The 20,469-nt window shown below is 68.3% G+C and carries 24 protein-coding genes; 15 read left to right on the forward strand and 9 right to left on the reverse strand.

Annotation, left to right across the window (positions count from 1 at the left end):
* The first annotated feature begins 163 nt into the window (after positions 1-163).
* From DI276_RS14070 to DI276_RS14125, 12 genes are all read left to right on the forward strand, one after another.
* Positions 164-1,843, forward strand: coding sequence for a nitrite/sulfite reductase (locus DI276_RS14070; protein WP_269814258.1), 1,680 nt, complete (start codon positions 164-166; stop codon positions 1,841-1,843).
* The gene (locus DI276_RS14075) at positions 1,840-1,998 is read left to right on the forward strand and encodes an Insertion element protein (protein WP_112229091.1); all 159 of its coding nucleotides are present in this window, start codon (positions 1,840-1,842) and stop codon (positions 1,996-1,998) included. Before DI276_RS14070 ends, DI276_RS14075 begins: the two co-directional genes overlap by 4 nt.
* The gene (locus DI276_RS14080) at positions 1,995-2,690 is read left to right on the forward strand and encodes a phosphoadenylyl-sulfate reductase (protein ID WP_112263734.1); all 696 of its coding nucleotides are present in this window, start codon (positions 1,995-1,997) and stop codon (positions 2,688-2,690) included. Before DI276_RS14075 ends, DI276_RS14080 begins: the two co-directional genes overlap by 4 nt.
* Positions 2,687-3,586, forward strand: coding sequence for a sulfate adenylyltransferase subunit CysD (gene cysD, locus DI276_RS14085; protein WP_198680625.1), 900 nt, complete (start codon positions 2,687-2,689; stop codon positions 3,584-3,586). The genes DI276_RS14080 and cysD overlap by 4 nt, the downstream gene beginning before the upstream one ends.
* Positions 3,587-4,930 carry a sulfate adenylyltransferase subunit 1 gene (locus DI276_RS14090; protein ID WP_112263736.1) on the forward strand — a complete coding sequence of 448 codons (1,344 nt, stop codon included), beginning with the start codon at positions 3,587-3,589 and terminating at the stop codon, positions 4,928-4,930.
* A 14-nt stretch (positions 4,931-4,944) separates the two neighbouring features.
* On the forward strand, positions 4,945-5,994 hold the full coding sequence (locus tag DI276_RS14095) for an ABC transporter substrate-binding protein (RefSeq protein WP_112263737.1): 1,050 nt from the start codon (positions 4,945-4,947) through the stop codon (positions 5,992-5,994).
* A 32-nt stretch (positions 5,995-6,026) separates the two neighbouring features.
* Complete coding sequence (locus DI276_RS14100) at positions 6,027-6,803, forward strand: ABC transporter ATP-binding protein (RefSeq protein WP_112263738.1); 777 nt, start codon at positions 6,027-6,029, stop codon at positions 6,801-6,803.
* A complete protein-coding gene (locus tag DI276_RS14105) occupies positions 6,787-7,659 on the forward strand; it encodes an ABC transporter permease (protein WP_112263739.1) in 873 nt (290 codons plus the stop codon). The genes DI276_RS14100 and DI276_RS14105 overlap by 17 nt, the downstream gene beginning before the upstream one ends.
* The gene (locus tag DI276_RS14110; RefSeq protein ID WP_112263740.1) at positions 7,656-8,351 is read left to right on the forward strand and encodes a sirohydrochlorin chelatase; all 696 of its coding nucleotides are present in this window, start codon (positions 7,656-7,658) and stop codon (positions 8,349-8,351) included. Before DI276_RS14105 ends, DI276_RS14110 begins: the two co-directional genes overlap by 4 nt.
* Positions 8,352-8,416: 65 nt before the next feature.
* Positions 8,417-8,890, forward strand: coding sequence for a hypothetical protein (locus DI276_RS14115; RefSeq protein ID WP_112263741.1), 474 nt, complete (start codon positions 8,417-8,419; stop codon positions 8,888-8,890).
* A gap of 61 nt (positions 8,891-8,951) precedes the next feature.
* On the forward strand, positions 8,952-9,458 hold the full coding sequence (locus DI276_RS14120; protein ID WP_157984702.1) for a hypothetical protein: 507 nt from the start codon (positions 8,952-8,954) through the stop codon (positions 9,456-9,458).
* Positions 9,459-9,741: 283 nt separating this feature from the next.
* Positions 9,742-10,353 carry a cyclase gene (locus DI276_RS14125; RefSeq protein WP_112263743.1) on the forward strand — a complete coding sequence of 204 codons (612 nt, stop codon included), beginning with the start codon at positions 9,742-9,744 and terminating at the stop codon, positions 10,351-10,353.
* Between the two features lie 30 nt (positions 10,354-10,383).
* Here the strand turns inward: DI276_RS14125 and DI276_RS14130 are convergent, their stop codons facing one another.
* Both DI276_RS14130 and DI276_RS14135 read right to left on the reverse strand, forming a co-directional pair.
* On the reverse strand, positions 10,384-10,818 hold the full coding sequence (locus tag DI276_RS14130) for a MarR family winged helix-turn-helix transcriptional regulator (RefSeq protein ID WP_232836643.1): 435 nt from the start codon (positions 10,816-10,818) through the stop codon (positions 10,384-10,386).
* Entirely contained in the window at positions 10,805-11,422 is a 618-nt protein-coding gene (locus DI276_RS14135; RefSeq protein ID WP_112263744.1) for a DJ-1/PfpI family protein, read from the reverse strand. The genes DI276_RS14130 and DI276_RS14135 overlap by 14 nt, the downstream gene beginning before the upstream one ends.
* Positions 11,423-11,484: 62 nt before the next feature.
* Between DI276_RS14135 and DI276_RS14140 the strand changes: the two genes are divergently transcribed.
* Complete coding sequence (locus tag DI276_RS14140) at positions 11,485-12,261, forward strand: enoyl-CoA hydratase-related protein (protein WP_112263745.1); 777 nt, start codon at positions 11,485-11,487, stop codon at positions 12,259-12,261.
* On the opposite strand, the gene DI276_RS14145 is transcribed toward DI276_RS14140, so the two are convergent.
* Genes DI276_RS14145 through DI276_RS14160 form a run of 4 tightly spaced genes read right to left on the reverse strand, consistent with a single transcriptional unit; the run spans position 12,258 to position 13,678 of the window.
* Positions 12,258-12,716 carry a hypothetical protein gene (locus DI276_RS14145; protein ID WP_112263746.1) on the reverse strand — a complete coding sequence of 153 codons (459 nt, stop codon included), beginning with the start codon at positions 12,714-12,716 and terminating at the stop codon, positions 12,258-12,260. The genes DI276_RS14140 and DI276_RS14145 overlap by 4 nt on opposite strands.
* A 43-nt stretch (positions 12,717-12,759) precedes the next feature.
* The gene (locus DI276_RS14150) at positions 12,760-13,023 is read right to left on the reverse strand and encodes a barstar family protein (RefSeq protein ID WP_112263747.1); all 264 of its coding nucleotides are present in this window, start codon (positions 13,021-13,023) and stop codon (positions 12,760-12,762) included.
* A complete protein-coding gene (locus tag DI276_RS14155) occupies positions 13,020-13,463 on the reverse strand; it encodes a ribonuclease domain-containing protein (protein WP_112263748.1) in 444 nt (147 codons plus the stop codon). Before DI276_RS14155 ends, DI276_RS14150 begins: the two co-directional genes overlap by 4 nt.
* A complete protein-coding gene (locus tag DI276_RS14160; protein ID WP_112263837.1) occupies positions 13,460-13,678 on the reverse strand; it encodes a hypothetical protein in 219 nt (72 codons plus the stop codon). Before DI276_RS14160 ends, DI276_RS14155 begins: the two co-directional genes overlap by 4 nt.
* 70 nt (positions 13,679-13,748) lie before the next feature.
* Here DI276_RS14160 and DI276_RS14165 point away from each other — a divergent pair, with 70 nt between their 5' ends.
* Entirely contained in the window at positions 13,749-14,714 is a 966-nt protein-coding gene (locus DI276_RS14165; protein WP_112263838.1) for a quinone oxidoreductase family protein, read from the forward strand.
* 115 nt (positions 14,715-14,829) lie between these two features.
* Positions 14,830-16,251, forward strand: a complete 1,422-nt coding sequence (locus DI276_RS14170) for an amino acid permease (RefSeq protein ID WP_112263749.1) — start codon at positions 14,830-14,832, stop codon at positions 16,249-16,251.
* Here the strand turns inward: DI276_RS14170 and DI276_RS14175 are convergent.
* From DI276_RS14175 to DI276_RS14185, 3 genes are read right to left on the reverse strand one after another with little or no spacing between them, the layout of a single operon-like run.
* Positions 16,223-17,752, reverse strand: a complete 1,530-nt coding sequence (locus DI276_RS14175) for a DUF885 domain-containing protein (protein ID WP_112263750.1) — start codon at positions 17,750-17,752, stop codon at positions 16,223-16,225. The two genes, DI276_RS14170 and DI276_RS14175, sit on opposite strands and share 29 nt — an antisense overlap.
* A complete protein-coding gene (locus DI276_RS14180; RefSeq protein ID WP_332874643.1) occupies positions 17,752-19,275 on the reverse strand; it encodes a DUF885 domain-containing protein in 1,524 nt (507 codons plus the stop codon). The genes DI276_RS14175 and DI276_RS14180 overlap by 1 nt, the downstream gene beginning before the upstream one ends.
* Positions 19,276-19,285: 10 nt before the next feature.
* Positions 19,286-20,332 carry a nitronate monooxygenase gene (locus tag DI276_RS14185; protein ID WP_112263752.1) on the reverse strand — a complete coding sequence of 349 codons (1,047 nt, stop codon included), beginning with the start codon at positions 20,330-20,332 and terminating at the stop codon, positions 19,286-19,288.
* Positions 20,333-20,469: the final 137 nt, after the last annotated feature.

Consider the following 20,469-nt stretch of genomic DNA (forward strand, 5'->3'; position numbering starts at 1 on the left):
GCCACGTCGACTTCCGTCGTGTCTCCAGCGCGATGTGCCGTCGTTCGGCATAACCGCGCGCTGATTTGTTCCCGTCGGCGCTTGGTGCGCTGACGAGGCCCCCACCACAAGCACCTCTGGGCTCGCATGCGCATGAAGCGCCTCGAAACCCCGGAGGATGGCGATGGTCCCGCCGCAGACGTCACCGCGCGCCAAGCAGCGTCGCGGCGAGGGGCAGTGGGCGCTCGGCTACCGAGAGCCGCTGAACCCCAACGAGCGGAGCAAGAAGGACGACAACCCGCTCAACGTCCGCGCCCGCATCGAGAACATCTACGCCCATCGGGGGTTCGACTCCATCGACCCGGCCGACCTGCGCGGGCGGTTCCGGTGGTACGGCCTCTACACCCAGCGCAAGCCCGGTATCGACGGCGGCCGCACGGCCACGCTCGAGCCGGAGGAGCTGGACGACGAGTTCTTCATGATGCGCGTCCGCAGCGACGGTGGTGCGCTTTCGACGCAGCAGCTCAAGGTGCTCGGCGAGATCTCGCAGACCTACGCGCGTGACACCGCCGACATCACCGACCGGCAGAACATCCAGTACCACTGGATCCGGGTCGAGGACGTGCCCACGATCTGGCAGAAGCTGGAAGCGGTCGGCCTCACCACGATGGAGGCGTGCGGTGACAGCCCGCGCGTCATCCTCGGCTCGCCGGTCGCGGGCATTTCCGAGGACGAGATCATCAACGGCCAGCCGGCGATCGACACCATCCTCGAGCGCTACATCGGCGACCCGCGGTTCTCGAACCTGCCGCGCAAGTTCAAGACCGCCATCTCCGGCCTGCAGGACGTCGCGCACGAGATCCACGACATCGCGTTCGTCGGCGTGAACCACCCCGAGCACGGGCCGGGCTTCGACCTCTGGGTCGGCGGCGGCCTGTCCACGAACCCCATGCTGGGCAAGCGTCTCGGCGCGTGGGTGCCGCTCGACGAGGTGCCCGACGTGTGGGAAGCCGTCATCAGCGTCTTCCGCGACTACGGCTACCGCCGGCTGCGGCACCGCGCGCGCATCAAGTTCCTCGTCGCCGACTGGGGCCCGGAGAAGTTCCGCCAGGTCGTTGAGGACGAGTACCTCAAGCGCAAGATGATCGACGGCCCCGCGCCCGAAACGCTGAAGCAGCAGCTCGACCACATCGGTGTGAACAAGCAGAAGGACGGCCTGTTCTACGTCGGTGCCGCGCCGGTCGCGGGCCGCGTCTCCGGCTCGATCCTGGTCGAGGTCGCGAAGATCGCCGAACGGGCGGGCTCCCAGCGCGTCCGGTTCACGCCGCAGCAGAAGATCATCGTGCTGGACGTGCCGGAGAACGAGGTCGGGACGCTCAAGAGCGACCTCGCCAAGCTGGGTCTGCAGGTCGACCCGTCACCGTGGCGCCGGGGCATCATGGCCTGCACCGGCATCGAGTTCTGCAAGCTCGCGATCGTCGAGACCAAGGCCCGCGCCAACGACCTCGTCGTGCAGCTCGAGGCCAACCTCAAGGACATCGTCGACGGCGTCACCGAGCCGATCACCGTGCACATCAACGGCTGCCCCAACTCCTGCGCCCGCATCCAGACCGCGGACATCGGACTCAAGGGCCAGATCGTCACGGACGACCAGGGCAACCAGGTCGAGGGCTTCCAGGTGCACCTCGGCGGCGGTCTCGGCCTCGACGCCGGGTTCGGCCGCAAGCTGCGCGGCCACAAGGTCACCGCGAACGAGCTGCCCGAGTACGTCGAGCGGGTCGTGCGGAACTTCGTCGCGCAGCGCGAGGACGACGAGCGCTTCGCCCAGTGGGTCGCCCGCGCGGAAGAGGGTGCGCTGAAGTGAGCGAACGCGCGACGCCCTTCTACTGCCCCTACTGCGGCGACGAGGACCTCCGGCCGCAGGAGGAACCCAGCTACGCGTGGCTGTGCACCGGGTGCCGGCGCGTCTTCAAGGTCCAGTTCGTCGGGCTCAACCTGCCGCAGGAGGTGAAGAAGTGAGCGATCTCAAGGAAGACCTCAAGATCGTCGCGGAAGCAGCCGCGCAGGAGCTAAAGGACGCCACCGCGATCGAGGCCCTGGAGTGGACGGCGCGGACGTTCGGCGACAGCTACATCGTCGCCTCCAACATGCAGGACGCCGTGCTGATCGACCTCGCCGCGAAGGTGAAGCCGGACTTCGACGTGCTGTTCCTGCAGACCGGCTACCACTTCCCGGAGACCATCGGCGTGCGGGACGCGGTCGGGGTCGTCTACCCGGACGTCCGCATCGTGAACGCCGAGGCCGAGCAGTCGGTCGAAGACCAGGAACGCGAGTTCGGCCTGCTGTACCAGTCGGATCCGGCCAAGTGCTGCAACCTGCGCAAGGTCGTCCCGCTGCGCCGTGAGCTCGCGAAGTACGACGCGTGGGTCACCGGTGTGCGCCGCGTCGACGCGCCGACCCGCGCGAACACGCCGATCGTGCAGTGGGACGAGCGCAACGGCCTGGTGAAGATCAACCCGATCGCGCCGTGGAGCGACGACGAGTTCAACGCCTACATCCAGGAGAAGGGCATCCTGGAGAACTTGCTGGTGCAGGAGGGATATCCCTCCATCGGCTGCCTGCCGTGCACGTCGAAGCCGTTGCCGGGGCAGGACGCCCGCAGCGGCCGGTGGGCCGGCCAGTCGAAGACGGAATGTGGGTTGCACGGATGACACTCGCTCTGGACACCTTGGGACGCCTCGAATCGGAGGCGATCCACATCTTCCGCGAGGTCGCGGGCGAGTTCGACCGGCCGGTGATCCTCTTCTCCGGCGGCAAGGACTCGACGCTGCTGCTGCACCTCGCGATCAAGGCGTTCTACCCGGCGCCGGTGCCGTTCCCGCTGCTGCACGTCGACACCGGGCACAACTTCGACGAGGTCATCGAGTTCCGCGACCGCGTTGTCGCGCAGCACGGTCTGCGCCTGGAGGTCGCGAAGGTCCAGGACTGGATCGACGACGGCCGCCTCGAAGAGCGCCCGGACGGCACGCGCAACCCGTTGCAGACCGTGCCGCTGCTGGACTCCATCACGCAGCACAAGTTCGACGCGGTCTTCGGCGGCGGACGCCGGGACGAGGAGCGCGCTCGCGCCAAGGAGCGGATCTTCAGCCTGCGCACGGCGTTCGGCCAGTGGGACCCGAAGCGCCAGCGGCCCGAGCTGTGGAACCTCTACAACGGCCGGCACCGCCCCGGTGAGCACGTCCGCGTGTTCCCGTTGTCCAACTGGACCGAGCTCGACGTGTGGAACTACATCGAGCGCGAGGGCATCGAGCTGCCGGACATCTACTACTCGCACGAGCGCGAGGTGTTCCTGCGCGACGGCATGTGGCTCGCCGAGGGCCCGTGGGGGACCGCGCGTGAGGGCGAAACGTTGCAGCGCAAGACGGTTCGCTACCGCACGGTCGGCGACGGCTCCTGCACCGGCGCCGTCGAGTCCGACGCCGCCGACATCCACGCGGTGATCGCCGAGGTCGCCGCGTCCCGACTGACCGAGCGCGGCGCCACGCGTGCCGACGACCGGCTGTCCGAGGCCGCCATGGAAGACCGCAAGCGGGAGGGTTACTTCTAAATGAGCGACCTGTTGAGGTTGGCCACCGCAGGCAGCGTGGACGACGGCAAGTCCACGCTCGTCGGCAGGCTGCTCTACGACACCAAGTCCGTGCTCGCCGACACGCTCGACGCCGTGCACCGCGCGAGCGCCGACCGCGGTCTCGCGACGCCGGACCTGTCGCTGCTCGTCGACGGCCTGCGGTCGGAGCGCGAGCAGGGCATCACGATCGACGTGGCGTACCGGTACTTCGCGACGCCCAAGCGATCGTTCGTGCTCGCGGACACCCCCGGCCACGTCCAGTACACCCGCAACACGGTGACCGGCGCGTCCACGGCGCAGCTCGCGGTCCTGCTGGTCGACGCGCGCAAGGGCGTCATCGAGCAGACTCGCCGCCACGCCGCGGTTCTCGCGCTCCTCGGTGTTCCGCGCCTTGTGCTGGCGGTCAACAAGATCGACCTCGTGAACTACGACGAGGTGACGTTCTCCCGCATCGCGAAGGAGTTCACGGCGCACGCGACCGCTCTCGGCTACACCGAGGACGCCGTGGTCGAGATCCCGGTGTCCGCGCTGGCCGGCGACAACGTCGTGGAGAAGTCCGCGAACACGCCGTGGTACGAGGGCCCGACCCTGTTGGAGCACCTGGAGAACGTGCCGGTCGAGCCCGACCCGCACGACGCGCCGTTCCGCTTCCCGGTGCAGTACGTGATCCGCCCGCGCACCGCCGAGCACCTCGACTACCGCGGCTACGCCGGTCTGGTGGCCGCGGGCACGGTCAAGCCGGGCGACGAGATCGTCGTGCTGCCGTCGGGTCGCCGCACGACCGTCACGAAGATCGACACAGCGGACGGCGAACTGGCCGAAGCCGCTGCGGGCCAGTCGGTAACACTGCTGCTGGCCGACGACATCGACATCTCGCGCGGCGACCTGATCGCCTCCGCGGGCAACGCGCCGACCGTCACGGACGACTTCGAGGCCACGCTGTGCTGGCTCGCGGAGAAGTCGCTGCGGCCCGGCGCCCGAGTTCTCGTCAAGCACGGCACGCGCACCGTGCAGGCGATGGTCACCGAGCTGCGCGACCGCTTCGACGAGCAGAAGCTGTCCAGTGTGGACAGCCCGGCTTCGTTGGAGCTGAACGAGATCGGCCGAGTGGCTCTGCGCCTGGCAGAGCCCGTTCCGCTGGACGACTACAGCTTCAGCCGGCGCACCGGGTCCTTCCTGGTGATCGACGTGAGCGACGGCTCCACGCTCGCCGCCGGTCTGGTCGGGGCTCCGCTGCCGCTGCTTGAGGACGGCGTGGAGAGCTGTACCGGGGGTAGCGCCGCTGCCCCCGACACCCACGCCCTCGTCTCCCCCGGTCCCTGAAAGGCCAACCAGTCGTGAACCTCAAGCCCGCCGTTGCCGTCGCACTCATCGCCCTGACAGCACTTTCCGGTTGCAGCCGCGCCGGGTCCAGCGACACTCCCGCCGCCCAGTCGAAGGGCGCAGCGGCCGAGGTTCGCGTCGGCTACTTCCCGAACGTCACGCACGCCGCCGCGTTGATCGGTGTGGAGAAGGAGCTCTTCAAGAAGGAGCTCGGCTCCACCAAACTGACGACGCAGACGTTCAACGCCGGCCCTGACGAGGTCAACGCGCTGCTCGGCGAGTCCCTCGACATCGCCTACATCGGCTCGGGCCCGGCGATCAACGCGTACTCGAAGTCGAAGGGTGAGGCGGTCCGGCTGATCGCGGGCGCGACGTCGGGTGGCGCGCAGCTCGTCACCAAGCCCGAGATCAACTCGATCGAGGACCTCAAGGGCAAGACGATCGCGACGCCGCAGCTCGGCAACACCCAGGACGTCTCGCTGAAGAAGTACCTGGCGGAGAAGGGCCTCACCGGTCAGGTCACCGTGACGAACGTGGAGAACGCCGCGTCGCTCGACCTGTTCAAGAAGGGCGAGATCGCTGCTACCTGGTCGCCGCAGCCGTGGTCGGCGCGGATCGTCGCCGAGGCGGGCGGCAAGGTGCTGATCGACGAGAAGACCCTCTGGGAGGGCGGGCAGTTCCCGACCACCGTGATCATCGTGCGGACGAAGTTCCTGCAGGAGCACCCGGAGACGGTCGAGGCAGTGCTGAAGGGTCACGTCGCGGCGATCGACTGGGCCAAGGCGAACAAGGACGACGCGAAGAAGACCGTGAACGCGGCGCTGGAGAAGCTCACCTCCAAGAAGCTCGGTGACAAGGTCCTCGACGCCGCGTGGGACAACATCGAGCTCACGACCGACGCGCAGGCCAAGACCTTCCCGCAGCTCGCGAAGGACGCCGTGACCGCCGGCGTGGCCAAGGAGGCCGCGAACGTCGCCGGGTACGCCGACTTCACGCTGCTGAACAAGGTCCTGCAGGCGCAGGGCAAGCCGCAGGTCCAAGCAGCGGGCCTGGACAAGAAGTAGTTCACGAGACGTTGAGGGGAAGGCACACGACCATGACCGCCACGCTCGAGACCACTGTTCTGTCCACTGTGGATACCGCTGTCGAACTGGCCGGCGTTCGCAAGGTGTTCGGCCACGGCAACTCGGCCGTGGTGGCGCTCGACGGGGTCGACCTGAAGGTCAAGCCCGGTGAGTTCGTGTGCCTTCTCGGCGCGTCGGGCTGCGGCAAGAGCACGCTGCTGAACATCGTCGCCGGCCTGGACGGCGCGACGTCGGGCTCGTTGCAGCTCAACACGTCGCGCCCGGCCGTGATGTTCCAGGAGCCTGCTTTGATGCCGTGGCTCACCGCCGCCCGCAACGTCGAACTGGCGCTGCGCTTCGCCGGCGTCGGCCGCCTGGCCCGCAAGCGTCGCGCGCTGGAGCTGCTCGAACTGGTGCGGCTTGGCGACGTCGCGGATAAGCGTCCGCACGAGCTGTCCGGTGGCATGCGCCAGCGCGTGGCCCTGGCGCGTGCGCTGGCGTCCACCACCGTGTCGGCTGACGGTTCTCCTGCTTTGCTGCTGATGGACGAGCCGTTCGCCGCGTTGGACGCCATCACGCGTGACGTCCTGCAGAGCGAGCTTCTGCGCGTGTGGGAGACCACGAACACCGCGATCATCTTCGTGACGCACGACGTCCGCGAGGCCGTGCGCCTCGGTCAGCGCGTTGTGCTGCTGTCCTCGCGTCCGGGCCGCGTCGTGCGTGAGTGGGACGTCACGGACTCCTCCAACACTGTTCTCGACGAGATCAACACCCACCTGCGAGAGGTCATCAGTGGGCACGCCGTCTGACACGATCGACAAGGTCGGCGCCGGCCTCGACGCACTGGACGTGCCCGTCGAGGCGCACAAGCCGCCTTTGTGGCGCCGTTTCCTGAAGACCGGTGTGCCACCGATCATCGCGTTCGCACTGCTCCTGGGCGTGTGGCAGGCGCTGTGGGCCTCGGCGATCCTGCCGGAGTTCCAGCTGCCCGCCCCGGTCAACGTGTGGAACGAGCTCGTGCGTTCGATCTCCACCGGCGAGGCCTTCGGCATCCTGTGGACCTCGTTGCACCGCGCGGTGTTCGGGTTCATCGCCGCTGTGCTGATCGCGACCCCGCTGGGCCTGTTGATCGCCAAGGTCCGCGTGGTGCGCGCGGCGATCGGGTCGCTGCTGACCGGTCTGCAGTCGCTGCCTTCGGTGGCCTGGGTGCCGGCGGCGATCCTGTGGTTCGGCGTGACGCCGTCCACGATCTACTTCGTGGTGCTGATGGGGTCCGTGCCGTCGATCGCCAACGGTCTGGTGGCCGGGATCGACCAGATTCCGCCTTTGCTACCGCGCGTTGGCCGGGCGTTGGGGGCCGGGCGGCTGGCTTCCGCGCGGCACATCCTGTTGCCTGCTGCTTTGCCGGGGTACTTGGCCGGTCTGAAGCAGGGCTGGGCGTTCTCGTGGCGCTCGCTGATGGCCGCGGAGATCATCGCGACCTCGCCTCAGCTGGGTGTCGGGCTCGGTCAGTACCTGCACAACGGCTCGTCGTTGAACGACATCAACATGGTGATCGCGGCGATCTTCCTGATCCTGTTGGTGGGTATCGGGATCGAGCTGATGCTGTTCCGGCCGTTGGAGCGCGCTGTGCTCCGGGCCCGTGGCTTGACGGGGGCGCTGTGATCCCGCTTGTCGCTGTCGCACATGGCAGCCGTGATCCTCGTTCGGCGGCTTCGATCCATGCTCTGTTGGACGTGGTGCGGTCGTTGCGTCCTGAGCTCGACGTTCGCGGCTGCTTCCTCGACCTGTGCGCGCCCAGGTTGAGCGATGTGCTGCGCGGCCCCTCAGTTGTCGTGCCTTTGTTGCTGGGCAAGGCTTATCACGCACGGGTCGACGTACCGGCCGCCGTTGCCGAGTCACGCGTGCCTGCCGTGGTCAGCGACGTCCTGGGGCCGGATCCACGACTGGAGTCGGCGGCTCTGCGGCGGCTTTCCGAGGCGGGGATCGACTTCGATGACCGGTCGCTGGGCGTGGTGCTGGCCGGTGCCGGGTCCTCGCACGCGCCGGCGAACGAGGCCGTCGCGAAGGTGGCCCGGCGCTGGGCTCGCGAGTCCGGGTGGGCCGGGGTCGAGGCGGCGTTCGCGTCGATCGCGTCGCCCACCGTGCCCGAGGCGATCGAGCGGTTGCGGATGAGGGGAGCCACGAAGATCGCGGTGGCGTTCTGGTTCCTCGCGCCGGGGTTGTTGCCGGACAAGGTCGCCGCGCTGGCCGGAGATGCTGTGGTGGCACGGCCGTTGGGTGACGACGTCGAGGTCGCACAGCTCGTGCTGGACCGATACGACGAGGCGTTGGCACGCCAAACGGTGGCTGCCTGACCGATTCGCCCCGTCCAGACCCTTCAGCGTGGTACTAACTCCCAAATCAGCACTTGGGGGGCGACGTGTCCGACGACTACCCGCGCAGCGACAACTCGTCGCACCACGACAGTTTCAGCCCGCGGGACGGCTTCTACGACGGCACGCCCAACGACGCGCATGATCTCTTCCCAGCCCATGGTCTGTCCCACGACGGCACCGCCGACGACGCTGATGATGTGTTCCACGACTCCGCGATCCCACGGCGCCGGAGCGGGCGACACGGGCGGGCCGGCCTGTCCGGGGCTCCGGGCTGGGTCAAGGCGTTCGTGTCCCTCGGCTCGCTCCTCGCGGTGGCGGGCATGGCCGTCATCTTCCTCAGCGTGCTGGGCGTGCTGGACACGGCGCCGCCGATCAGCGGCAGCGCGGGCTTCCCGCCGATGGAGGGGCTGTCCCTGGAGCTGAGTCCGGACGTGAAGCTCGGTTTTGGGCTGTTCGTCGCCGGGTTCGTGCTGAACGCGATCGGCGCGATCGCCCAGGGCATCTGGTCGCGGCGCTGAGCCAGCTCGCCGCCTGATCACCTGAACGAGAACTGTCGGTGTCGCCTGCGATCCTGTTTGGATGCATATGTTCGTCGACGAGACCGAACGCGGTGGTCACCTGCTGGCCGCGACGCTCGTCGCTCCCGCCGCACTGCACTCGACCCGGTCGCTGATGCGGAGTCTCCTCCTGCCCGGCGAGCGGCGAGTGCACTTCAAGTCCGAGAAGGACAGCCGCCGCAAGTTCATCGTGTCGCGCCTCGTTGATCGAACCTTCGAAGTCATCGTGGTTGCCAGCAGTGAGAAGGGCGATTCCGCGCGAGCCGTTCTGCTGGAACGACTGGTGACCGAGGCGATCGACCGGGGAGTCAGCCGGCTCGTTCTCGACTCCCGTGATCATGCGGGCAACGGCCGCGACCGTGTGGTCCTCGCGCGCACGAAAGCCCGTGACGCGGGCATCGTCTACGAGCACATCCAGTCGTCCGCGGAACCCGCGCTCTGGGTGAGCGACGCGGTCGCCTGGTGCATCGGCGCCGGCGGCGACTGGGTACGGCGGGTCAATCCCCTGGTGACGCGCATCGAGCCCTGAAAAGCGCGAAGCCCAGGCAGCAACCGTCCGGAAGCGCACCTGGGCTCACTTCCTCCACCTAGTGGCGGAGGCGATGAACTCAGCATAGCACATTTGAGCCCAACCGCTGTTGCCCCGCAAAGCCCAGCGAAGGTCCACTTCCGACCACCGCCACAAGATCGAACACACAGCGCCGTTCGGGCGATGTGAAGTGTGAACTGTTGACGTGAAACCTACTCATGAGTAGTCAGGTGATTGCGCCGCGTGCTGGAAATGTCCCTCGTCCACTCATCGGGGAGAGGTCATGAAGCTAGCCGGAATCCTGCTACTGGTACCGATGCTGATGTTCTCAGCCACCACCCACGCGTCAGCCGCACCGCAGACCGTCACCTACAAGCTCCGGGCGAGCGCCGCCGGGCAGTCGTCGGACTTCACGCTCGACCAGGGCGTCGACGCATCGGCACCCGCGAGTGTCGCCCCCAACGGCGCCGTCAAGGTCACCATCGACCCCGCGCCCAACAAGATCCCCGCCGAGGCCGGTGGCCGGCAGGTGCGGGAGATCAAGGGGCTGGCGCTCAAGCTGCCGGTGCCGGGCAACTCGAAGTTCCAGTCCGCGTCGCTGTCGGGCGGTGCCGGGCTGGGTGGCACGCCGACGGTTGCCTTGCAGGGCAACGACGTTGTGCTGAGCGTGCCCGGTCCGATCAAGGGTGGTGCGGACTTCGAGCTGCCGACCGTCACGATCAACCTGCAGGCCGGCGGCACCGGCACGATCACCACGAAGCTGGGCGGCACCAGCTACGACGCGCCCGGCCTCACCTTCACCGCCGTGGTCACGGTCATCGGGTTCCCGGTCAACGCGGCCGCGAAGGGCTACCCGGACCCCAACCCCGTCCTGACGACCACCACGATCGGCTGAAAACCCTGATGCCCCAACCCCTGCCGGGCATCAGGAGATAGCCGCGATCAGTTTGGTCATCGTGGCGAGCGTCGTGCGCAGGTCCTCCAACGGGACCTGCGCACTGACGCGGTTCGCGAACTCGTGCTGCGCCTCCCGCAACCGCGCGATGGCGGCAAAGCCCTCGGCCGTGGGCCGCACGAGCTTCGCGCGTTGATGGGCGGGGTTCGGCAGGTACTCCGCCAAACCCTTGTCCACCAACAGGTCCGCGATCCGCTGCACCGACTGACGAGCCAGCCCCATCTCCCGCGCGGTGCCGGAGACCGACAACGGCTCGCGCAGCACCGCGCCCAGCACCTGCCACCACGCCGCGGTCAGGCCGACAGGCTTGGTCATCACCTCGGCCGCGTCCAGAAAAGCCCCGTAGAGCCGAAAAGTACGCATCACGACGTCGGTGAGGACGTCACCCGCTTCAGTCCTGGACACTCGCCATCAGCCTCTCGAACGCCGCCATGCTGTCGTCGCGGTACAACTCGTACCAGGCGTCGACGGTCTGCGACCGGTAGGCCTCCAGTTCGAGCAGCACCTCGCGGGTCCACTCCAACGCGCTCGCACCGCCCGCCGTGATCACGCCCTGGTCCCGCACGGCCCGCGCGTCCTGGTACAGCTCCGAACCACCGTAGGAACCGAGCTCGCCGGGGAAGTTCGACGTGTGCTTGACGTCGTCCAGCAACCCTTCGCGCGCCAGCCCGATCGTCGCGCCGCAGATCGCCGCCACCGGCTTGCCCGCCTCCCGGAACCGCCGCGCGAGCTTGCCCAGAGCCGCGTTCTGTCCCGCCTCCCACGAGTCGCTGCCGATCAGCAGCAGCATCGCGGCGTCGTCCAAAGACACGTCCTCGACCGTCACGTCCGGCAGCATCCGCACACCACCAGCAGTCCGCACCGGCTCCGCGGACGAGGCCGCGGTCTTGATCTCGTAGCGACCCGGCTGCTGCTGGAACGCCTGGATGTTGATCTGGGCGGCCGCGTGGCCGTACTCCCAGTCCGAAAGCCCGTCGACCAGAGCGAGGTACACCGTCTGCGTTGTCATGACAGTAGACTGTCATAATTGACAGCATGCTGTCAACTACCGCGAGCGTTAAGGTCAGCGACATGGCAGACGAGCTGGTCCACTACGAGGTGCAGCGTGGCATCGCGACGATCACGCTGGACTCTCCGCACAACCGCAACGCCCTGTCGGCACAGCTGCGCCGCGAGCTCAGGGACCACCTGAGCCAGGCCGCAAAAGACGACCAGGTGCGTGTGGTCGTGCTGACCCACACGGGCTCCGTGTTCTGTTCCGGCATGGACCTCAAGGAGGCCGCCGGCGCGAGCGCGGGAGACCAGGGCGTCAACGAGTTCCCGGCGATCCTCGAGCAGCTCTGGACCAGTCCAAAACCGGTCGTGGCCGCGCTCAAGGGCCCGGCCCGCGCGGGCGGCGTCGGCATCATCGCGGCGTGCGACATCGCCATCGCGGCCAACGAGGCCACGTTCGCGTTCAGCGAGGTCCGGATCGGTGTCGTACCGGCCGTCATCTCGGTGACCGTGCTGCCGCGGCTGGTCCCCCGCCAGGCCCACGAACTGTTCCTCACCGGCGAGGCGTTCGACTCCCGGCGCGCGGTGGAGATCGGCCTGCTCAACTCCGCCGTGCCGGTCGACGGTGTCGACGCCGAGGTCCGCCGCTACACCGACATGCTCGCGCTCGGCGCGCCCAAGGCCCTCGCCGCCACCAAGGAGATGCTGCAGCAGGAGCGGTCCACGAACCTCGGCGAGGTCTTCGCGGACATGCTCGAGCTGTCGGCACAGCACTTCGGCGGACCGGAGGGCCAGGAGGGCATCGCGGCGTTCAAGGAGAAGCGCAGGCCCTCCTGGGTGCCAGAAGAGAACTAGAACCAGCCGGTGCACTCGACGACGCCCTGTGACGAACCGCAGGCACGCATCACCTTGCCGTCGTTCTTGAACGCCTCGGTGTACTTCGCGGTGCCCGAGTCGATGCGCGTGTGACCGAGGGGCCCCTCGTGCTCGTTGGCCGCGGGGTCCTTCCGGTCAGTCCAGACCTCCTCGCCGGGCGCGCCGGACGAGATGCGGCCCCACGCGCACTTGGACTTGTTCGACGCGCGCAGCTCGATCACCCGGCCGTTCTGCATGACGATCGGGTTGTCGCCGTCGATCGTGTCGAACGGCGTGAACGGCTCCTCCTGCGTGCAGCCGGGGTCCCCGGTGCCGGCGGAGACCTCGCTCACGGAGGCGGCGGACATCTGACCCAGATCCGCGGCCGAGTCGCAGGCAGCGACGGCCGCGGCAAGCACGAGCAGAAATGCCGTGCGACGGAAATGCGTTCCCATGGAATCGCACTGTCCACTCTGGACAGAAATTCCGCAGCGCGGGTCACCGTTCTGTGCGAACGACCCGCAGTTCGTGATCACCTGATTCAGCGTTCCGCTTCACAGCGTCACGAAGCACTTCCAGCACGGAAGCATCCAGGTCATTTGGGACGACCAGCACGTACTCACCGGCGGGCAGCCAGGACAGATCGGTCAGGCTGTCGTACAACGCGTCGAGGTTCTGCCCGAACCAGGACGGAAACGACAACGCCTCGGCAATGGCCGCGATCGCAGCGGACTTCTCCGAAACGAGAATGTGCCGTTTCATTTGCGCACGTCCACGACGACGAACGTCGAATAGTGGTCGCCGGTGTAGAACACTTCCTTCTCGGACCCGGTCACGAGCCGGCGCGCGCCGCGGTCGGGACTGCCCGGCGTCGGCACGGTGTACTCCTTGTAGTACCCGGACTTCTGCTGCGGCAGCCGCTTCTCCCGGTTCTGGAACGTCACGCCGTCGTTGCGCGGGTACGGGAACGGGCCGTTCGCCTCGATCAGCTTCCAGGTCGCGCCGGCCTCGGCGGGCAACGAGGACAGCGCCTTGACGTCCAGACCGGACGAGCCGCCGGGCACGGCGAGCTGGGAGGCCGAGGCGGGCAGGTCAGCGGGCGGCCGCTCGGGGTTCGAGACGTTGTCCTTGACGAACCAGCCGACCACGACCAGAGCGATGAGCCCGACCAATGCGACGGTCAGGCGGCGACCAGGACTCACGCGGCGACCTTCTCCGGTTCGGGCTCGGGCTCCGGCGCCGCCTCGACCAGCGACGCCGGGTTCTTCGCACCCCAGTCCGCGACGCGGTCGATCAGCCGCGCCACGCCCAGGCAGAGCGGCAGCACGACGACCATCACGACCGGGAACTGCACGGCGACGGGCAGCTGCACGAGCCACAACTCGACGCCGTCCCACCACTGCCAAAGCCAATCCACCCGGTCCACCCTAGTCTCGTGACCGGTGTCACGGCATTTGCCCAGGCCCGAGATAGGTATGTTGCGAACCATGTTCGCCGTTTACGCAGCAGAACCCAGTCCTGAGAACCCGCTGGCCTCGCTTCGCGTCGGCGAGCGCCCCGAGCCCGAGGTCCCGAGCGGGTGGGTGCGCGTCGCGGTCAAGGCGGCCAGCCTCAACATGCACGACCTGTGGACGTTGCGCGGCGTCGGCATCAAGCCGGAGCAGTTCCCGATGATCCTGGGCTGCGACGGCGCCGGCACCCTCGACGACGGCACCGAGGTGGTGCTGCACTCCGTCATCGGCGACCCGAACTGGTCCGGTGAGGAGACGCTCGACCCGAAGCGCACGCTGCTCACCGAGAAGCACCAGGGCACGTTCGCCGACTACGTCACGGTGCCGGCCCGCAACGCGCTGCCCAAGCCGGCCGGCCTGTCGTTCGCCGAGGCGGCCTGCATGGGCACGGCGTGGCTGACGGCGTACCGGATGCTGTTCGTGAAGTCCGGTCTGCGCCCCGGCCAGACGATGCTCGTGCAGGGCGCGTCCGGCGGTGTGTCGACCGCGCTCATCCAGCTCGGCCGCGCCGCCGGGTTCCGCGTCTGGGTCACCGGCCGCACCGAGGAGAAGCGCGCGCTGGCCACCACCCTCGGTGCCCACGAGACCTTCGAGTCCGGCGCCAGGCTGCCCGAACGGGTCGACGCGGTGTTCGAGACCGTCGGCAAGGCCACCTGGTCGCACTCGATGAAGGCGCTCAAGCCCGGCGGCATCGTGGTGATCTCCGGCGCGACGTCCGGTGACGCGACGGCGGCCGAGCTGCAGCGGTTGTTCTTCCTGCAGCTGCGCGTGGTCGGCTCGACCATGGGCACCCGCGAGGAACTGGGCGATCTCATCCAGTTCTGCGCGCTCAACGACCTCAAGCCGCAGATCGGCGCCGAGCTCAAGTTCGAGGACGCCGAGCAGGGCCTCAGGTCCATGCTCGACGGCGAGACGGCCGGCAAGATCGTCTTCGTGCGATAGCCGTAAACAGAACGATCGGCCAAAAATCGGCTCCCTGATTGGTGGGTTCGGACAAAGCGCGTCACATTTGACACGCATAGGTTCAGCCGGACCCACCATCAAGGGAGATGACGGCATGACTATGCAGGGCGTCTTCAGGCGCAAGCCCATCGACCAGATCGCGGAGGACAAGGGCGACGGGCTCACCAGAACGCTGGGCCTGTGGCAGCTGACCGCGATCGGCATCGGCGGCATCATCGGCGCGGGCATCTTCTCGCTCGCCGGCGCCGTCGCGAACAAGACGGCGGGCCCGGCCGTGCTGATCTCGTTCCTGGTGGCGGGTGTCGCGAGCGCGGCGGCGGCGTTCTCGTACGCGGAGTTCGCCGGCCTGATCCCCAAGGCGGGCAGCGCCTACACCTACGGGTACGCCGTGCTGGGCGAGGTCGTCGGCTGGTTCATCGGCTGGGACCTGCTGCTGGAGTACACCGCGATCGTGGCGGTGGTCGCGATCGGCATCTCGGGCTACTTCACCGAACTGCTGAGCCTGCTGAACATCCAGCTCCCCCAATGGATGCTGGGTGCGCCGGGTACCGAAGGCGCGGGCGTAGAACCGGGAAGTTACAAGGTCAACCTGTTCGCCGTGGTCCTGTGCCTGCTGATCGCGTACGTGCTGAACCTCGGCATGAAGAACGCGGCGCGGTTCGAGACCACGTTGGTGTACCTGAAGATCGCCGTCGTGCTGCTGGTGATCGTCGTCGGCGTCTTCCACATCAACACGGACAACTACAACCCGTTCTTCCCGTTCGGGCTGAGCGGCGCTTTCACCGGCGCCGCAACGGTCTTCTTCGCGGTGTTCGGCTACGACGCGATGAGCACGGCGGCCGAGGAGTCGAAGGACTCCCAGCGGCACATGCCCAAGGCGATCATCTACTCGCTGGCGATCTCGATGGTCCTTTACGTGCTGGCCTGCCTCGTGCTCACCGGCATGGTCAACTACAAGGACGTCGACTCGGAGAGCGCGTTCGCCACGGCGTTCGCCGACATCGGTTTCCACTGGCTGGGCATCATCATCAGCGTCGGCGCGATCCTCGGCATCACGACGGTGCTCTTCACGTTCCTGCTGGGCGCGGCCCGCGTCGGCTTCTCGATGAGCCGCGACGGCCTGCTGCCCCAGTGGTTCGCGAAGACGCACCCGGTGAAGCACGTGCCGTCGCGCATCACGTGGGTGCTGGGCGTCGCCTCGGCCGTCATCGCCGGGTTCCTGCCGATCGCGGAGGCCGCCGAGCTCACCAACATCGGCATCCTGCTGGCGTTCGTCGTCGTGTGCATCGCCGTGATCGTGTTGCGCTACAAGCAGCCCGACCTGCCGCGCACGTTCAGGACGCCGGGCATGCCGGTCGTCCCGATCATCGGTGTGGTGTTCTCGATCTGGCTGATCACGTTCCTCACGCCGGAGACCTGGCTGCGGTTCGCGGTCTGGTTCCTGATCGGCCTGGTGATCTACTTCGCCTACTCGAAGCGCCACTCCGTCATGGAGAAGCAGCAGTCCGAGCGGTGACCTCCTGGTCGAGCACGGACAGCGGCACCGGTCCGAGCCCGATCACGAGGTCGTGGAACGCCCTGACGTCGAAGCGGTCGCCCAGCCGGGCGGCCGCTTCGCCGCGGATGCGCTGGATCTCCAGGCGCCCCACCATGTACGCGAGCGCCTGGCCCGGCACCTCGATGTACCGGTCGACCTCGGAGTTGATCTCGGGCTCGGTCATCACCGTGTTCTCGCGCAGGAAGTCCACAGCCTGCTGCCGGGTCCAGCCGAACGCGTGGATGCCCGTGTCGACCACCAGCCGGCCGGCGCGCATCGCGTCCAGCCCGAGCATGCCGAGGCGTTGCTCCTCCGACGAGTACAGCCCCATCTCGTCGGCCAGGCGCTCGGTGTAGAGGCCCCAGCCCTCCAGGTACGCCTCGATGAACGCGAACCGGCGCAGGTTCGACTGCTCGGTCTCGGCGGCGATCGAGAGCTGGTAGTGGTGGCCCGGCACGGCCTCGTGGAACGCCGTCACCTCCGACAGCGTGCGGCTGCGTTCGGTGGCGCCCAACGGGTTCAGCCAGTACGTGCCGGGACGGCTGCCGTCCAGCGGTGCCGGCTGGTAGTACGCGATCGGCGCCGTCGGCCGTTCCGCCTCACCGACCAGCAGCACCTGGCAGCCGACCTTCGGCATGCGCCCGAACCACTGCGGCGCAACGGCTTCGGCCCGCGCGATCGCGTCCACCGCGTGCTCGACCATCTGGTCCTCGTTGTCCCACAACAGTTCTCTGCGCAACCGGTGGAAGATCTCCAGCACGTCGCTGGTGCCCCACACCCGCGAGCCGATCTCCGCGTACTCCTCGCGCAACCCGGCGATCAGGTCCAGCCCGAGCCGGTGCAGCGCGGCCGGGGTGTACGAGGTGGTCGTGTAGTTGCGGACGAGGTTGGCGTAGTTCTGCTCGCCCTCGGGCAGCCAGCAGATGCCCGGCTGGTCGTCCGGACGGCCGTCGACGGACATCAGCACCTCGCGGTACCGGGCGATGGCCGCGCGGATCTCCGGCGACGCCGTCCCTTCCCACTCCTGCACCGGCGAGGCGAGGAACCGCTCCATCCGCGTCGCACCGGCCCGCAGGTGCCGCAGCAACGGCCTGCGGTCGGAGTCGCGCACTCGCTGGGCGGCCTGGTCGACGTGCCGCGCGATCTTGTCCTGCCGCTGCGACACGTCCAGCTGCGCCGCCATCTGCAGCAACGCGTTCACCGGCGCGCTCATCCCGGTCGCGACGGTGTGCTCGACCAGCCTGGCGTCGATCCGCGCCACGATCGACTCACCCTGGTGCCTGAGCACGGCGAGCGTGACCGGGTCCTCGTCGCTCGTCTCGGCCCGGCGCAGGATGTCCGCGATCCGGGCCCGCAACGCCTGTTCGCCCTCGACGCTGAGGTCCTCGAGCTTGTCGTCCCAGCCGGGCAGGCCGTACATCGAGGGCAGGAACGGCGACCAGTCCATGGCCGCGGCGAACATCTCGTCTGCGAGCGACATCAGGGCCTCCCCGCCCAGTCGGTGACCAGATCACCCAGCGTGGACAACGGCACCGCGCCGTTCTCCAGCACCAGGTCGTGGAACGCCTTGATGTCGAACCGCGCGCCCATCTTCGCCTCGGCCTCGCGGCGCACCCGCTGGATCTCCAAGCGCCCCACCATGTACGCGAGCGCCTGGCCCGGCGTCTCGATGTACCGGTCGACCTCGCCGTTGATCTCGGTGTCGTCCATCACGGTGTTCTCGCGCAGGTAGTCGACGGCCTGCTGCCGCGACCACCCGAACGCGTGCAGGCCGGTGTCGACCACGAGCCGACCGGCGCGCATCGCGTCGAGGCCGAGCATGCCGAGCCGTGCCTCGTCGGACGAGTACAGACCCATCTCGTCGGCCAAGCGCTCGGTGTAGAGGCCCCAGCCTTCGAGGTAGGAGTCGATGAACGCGAACTTGCGCAGGTTCGACAGCTCGGTCTCGGCGGCGATGGAGAGCTGGAAGTGGTGGCCGGGCGTCGCCTCGTGGAACGCCGTCACCTCGGACACCGTGCGGCTGCGTCCGGTGGCGTTCAACGGGTTCACGAAGTACGTGCCGGGACGGGAGCCGTCGAGCGCGGCGTCGACGTAGTACGCGAACGCGGCGCTCTCGCGGTCGACCTCCGGCACGAACCGGACCTCGCAGCGCGCTTTCGGCAGCCGGCCGAACCACTGAGGTGCCACGGCCTCGGCCCGCCCAACGGCCTCCACGGCGCTGACGAGCATGTCGTCCTCGTTGGCCCACAACAGATCCGTGCGCAACCGCCGGAAGATCTCCGGCACGTCGGTCGTGCCCCACACCCGCGAGCCGATCTCGGCGTACTCCTCGCGCAACCCGGCGATCAGGTCGAGCCCCAGCTGGTGCAGCTCGGCCGGGGTGTAGGACGCCGTCGTGTAGTCGCGGACCAGCTTGCGGTAGTTCTCCTCGCCCTCGGGCAACCAGCAGAGGCCGGCCTGCTCGTCGTCGCGTCCCGGCAGGCCGAGCAGGACCTCGCGGAACCGGGCGAACGACGGGCGCAGGTCCGCGTCGCCCTCCCACTCCTGCCTCGGCGAGGAGAGGAACCGTTCGACGTGGGCCGCCCCGCCCTGCGCGTGCCGGCGCAACGGCCTGCGGTCGGTGTTGAGCAGCCGTTCCGCCGCCTGGTCGAGGAAGTGCGGGATGAGGTGCAGCCGCTGGGAGAAGTCGGTCTGCGAAGCCATCCTGAGCAGAGCCGCGACCGGCGCGTTCAACCCGCGGGACACGCTGTGCTCGACGAGCCTGGCGTCGATGCTGGTGATGATCGAGGTCGCCTGGTGCCGGATCACGTCTTTCGCGACCGGCTCCTCGTCGCTCTCGTCGACGCGGCTCAGGATGTTTTCGAGCCGTGCGCGCAGGGCCTGCTGGCCGTCGACGCTGAGGTCTTCGAGCCGGTCGTCCCAGCCGGGTACGCCGACGACCGTGGCGAAAATCGGCGTCCAGTCCATCATCGCCTGGAACGTCTCATCGGAGAGCGAGGTCACACCCTCCTTCTTAGCTGCGCTTGAAGCGCTCCGCCAAGGAATTGACCACATCGGTGAGCTCGTCGTGGAGCCTTCGCACGACGTCGGCGGCCGGTTCCGCGGTCGCCAGCGCGTACGTGGTGCCCGCCCAGAGCGACATGACCTCCAGCTCACCGGTCGCGCGCACCGGCTTGGTGAGGTGGTGCACGTTCGGGTACGCGGCGGGCGCGTGCGGGCTGTTCTCGATCAGGAACCGGTTCACCAGCCCACGGGCGGGCCGTCCGCTGAACGCCCGCGTCAACGCCGTCCTGCGCGCACCTTCCGCGAGCGCTTCCCGGTGCGCCGCAGCGGTTCCGGCCTCCGGGCAACCGAGGAACGCGGTGCCGAGCTGAGCCGCGACCGCCCCCGCCGCCAGCACCGCGGCCACGTCCGCCCCGTTCATCAGCCCGCCGGTCGCGATCACCGGCAGGTCGACGGCGCTGCGCACGAGCGTCAACGCCGCCAGCGTCCCGTACAGCTCGCCGCCGCCGGGCGAAATTCCGTCGTCGGTGAACGTGCCGCGGTGGGCGCCGGCGTCGGCACCCTGCACGCACAGCACGTCCGCACCGATCTGCTGCGCCTGCCGAGCCTCACTCGGTGTGGTGACCGTCACGACGATCGTGGTCCCGGTCGCCTTCAGCCGCTGCACGTCGTCCGCGTCGGGCAGCCCGAACGTGAACGACACCACCGGCACCCGCAACGCCAGCACCAGCTCGAGCTTGGCCGCGTAGTTGTCGTCGTCCCAGCGCGGGTCGCCGGGCACCGCCCCGAGCTTCTGCGCGCACGCCGTGACGCGGTCCACGTAGGACGAGATGTCGGCGGTCGGCCGCGTGCCCGGCACGAACAGGTTGACCCCGAACGGCTTGCCGGTGAGCTGGCTCGTCTGGGTGATCTTCTCCGCGAGCTGCTCGACGGTGATGTAGCCGGCCGCGAGGAACCCGAACCCGCCTGCCTCGCTCACGGCGGCGACCAGTTCGGGGGTGGACGCGCCGCCTGCCATGGGCGCGGCGATCACGGGCACGGCGAGCGTGTGGAACATGAGCACAACCTAGTTGGACCGGCCGGTGGATGCCCGGTGAAGCAGCTGTGTCCTTGATGACGCAACGGCATTCGGACGAACACTGCCTGAACTGTGTCGTTCACTTTCCGGCCACGCTGGTAGGCCAAGGTGTCGGG

This window comes from Lentzea terrae (genome assembly GCF_003265345.1).
Lineage (GTDB): Bacteria > Actinomycetota > Actinomycetes > Mycobacteriales > Pseudonocardiaceae > Lentzea > Lentzea terrae.

Excerpts from the sequence above, each read along its gene's own strand:
- DI276_RS14070 (WP_269814258.1), top strand. The coding sequence starts at position 164 with ATGGTCCCGCCGCAGACGTCACCGCGCGCCAAGCAGCGTCGCGGCGAG.
- cysD (WP_198680625.1), top strand. The coding sequence starts at position 2,687 with ATGACACTCGCTCTGGACACCTTGGGACGCCTCGAATCGGAGGCGATC.
- DI276_RS14090 (WP_112263736.1), top strand. The coding sequence starts at position 3,587 with ATGAGCGACCTGTTGAGGTTGGCCACCGCAGGCAGCGTGGACGACGGC.
- DI276_RS14100 (WP_112263738.1), top strand. The coding sequence starts at position 6,027 with ATGACCGCCACGCTCGAGACCACTGTTCTGTCCACTGTGGATACCGCT.
- DI276_RS14120 (WP_157984702.1), top strand. The coding sequence starts at position 8,952 with ATGCATATGTTCGTCGACGAGACCGAACGCGGTGGTCACCTGCTGGCC.
- DI276_RS14125 (WP_112263743.1), top strand. The coding sequence starts at position 9,742 with ATGAAGCTAGCCGGAATCCTGCTACTGGTACCGATGCTGATGTTCTCA.
- DI276_RS14135 (WP_112263744.1), bottom strand. The coding sequence starts at position 11,422 with ATGACAACGCAGACGGTGTACCTCGCTCTGGTCGACGGGCTTTCGGAC.
- DI276_RS14140 (WP_112263745.1), top strand. The coding sequence starts at position 11,485 with ATGGCAGACGAGCTGGTCCACTACGAGGTGCAGCGTGGCATCGCGACG.
- DI276_RS14145 (WP_112263746.1), bottom strand. The coding sequence starts at position 12,716 with ATGGGAACGCATTTCCGTCGCACGGCATTTCTGCTCGTGCTTGCCGCG.
- DI276_RS14150 (WP_112263747.1), bottom strand. The coding sequence starts at position 13,023 with ATGAAACGGCACATTCTCGTTTCGGAGAAGTCCGCTGCGATCGCGGCC.
- DI276_RS14165 (WP_112263838.1), top strand. The coding sequence starts at position 13,749 with ATGTTCGCCGTTTACGCAGCAGAACCCAGTCCTGAGAACCCGCTGGCC.
- DI276_RS14170 (WP_112263749.1), top strand. The coding sequence starts at position 14,830 with ATGACTATGCAGGGCGTCTTCAGGCGCAAGCCCATCGACCAGATCGCG.
- DI276_RS14175 (WP_112263750.1), bottom strand. The coding sequence starts at position 17,752 with ATGTCGCTCGCAGACGAGATGTTCGCCGCGGCCATGGACTGGTCGCCG.
- DI276_RS14185 (WP_112263752.1), bottom strand. The coding sequence starts at position 20,332 with ATGTTCCACACGCTCGCCGTGCCCGTGATCGCCGCGCCCATGGCAGGC.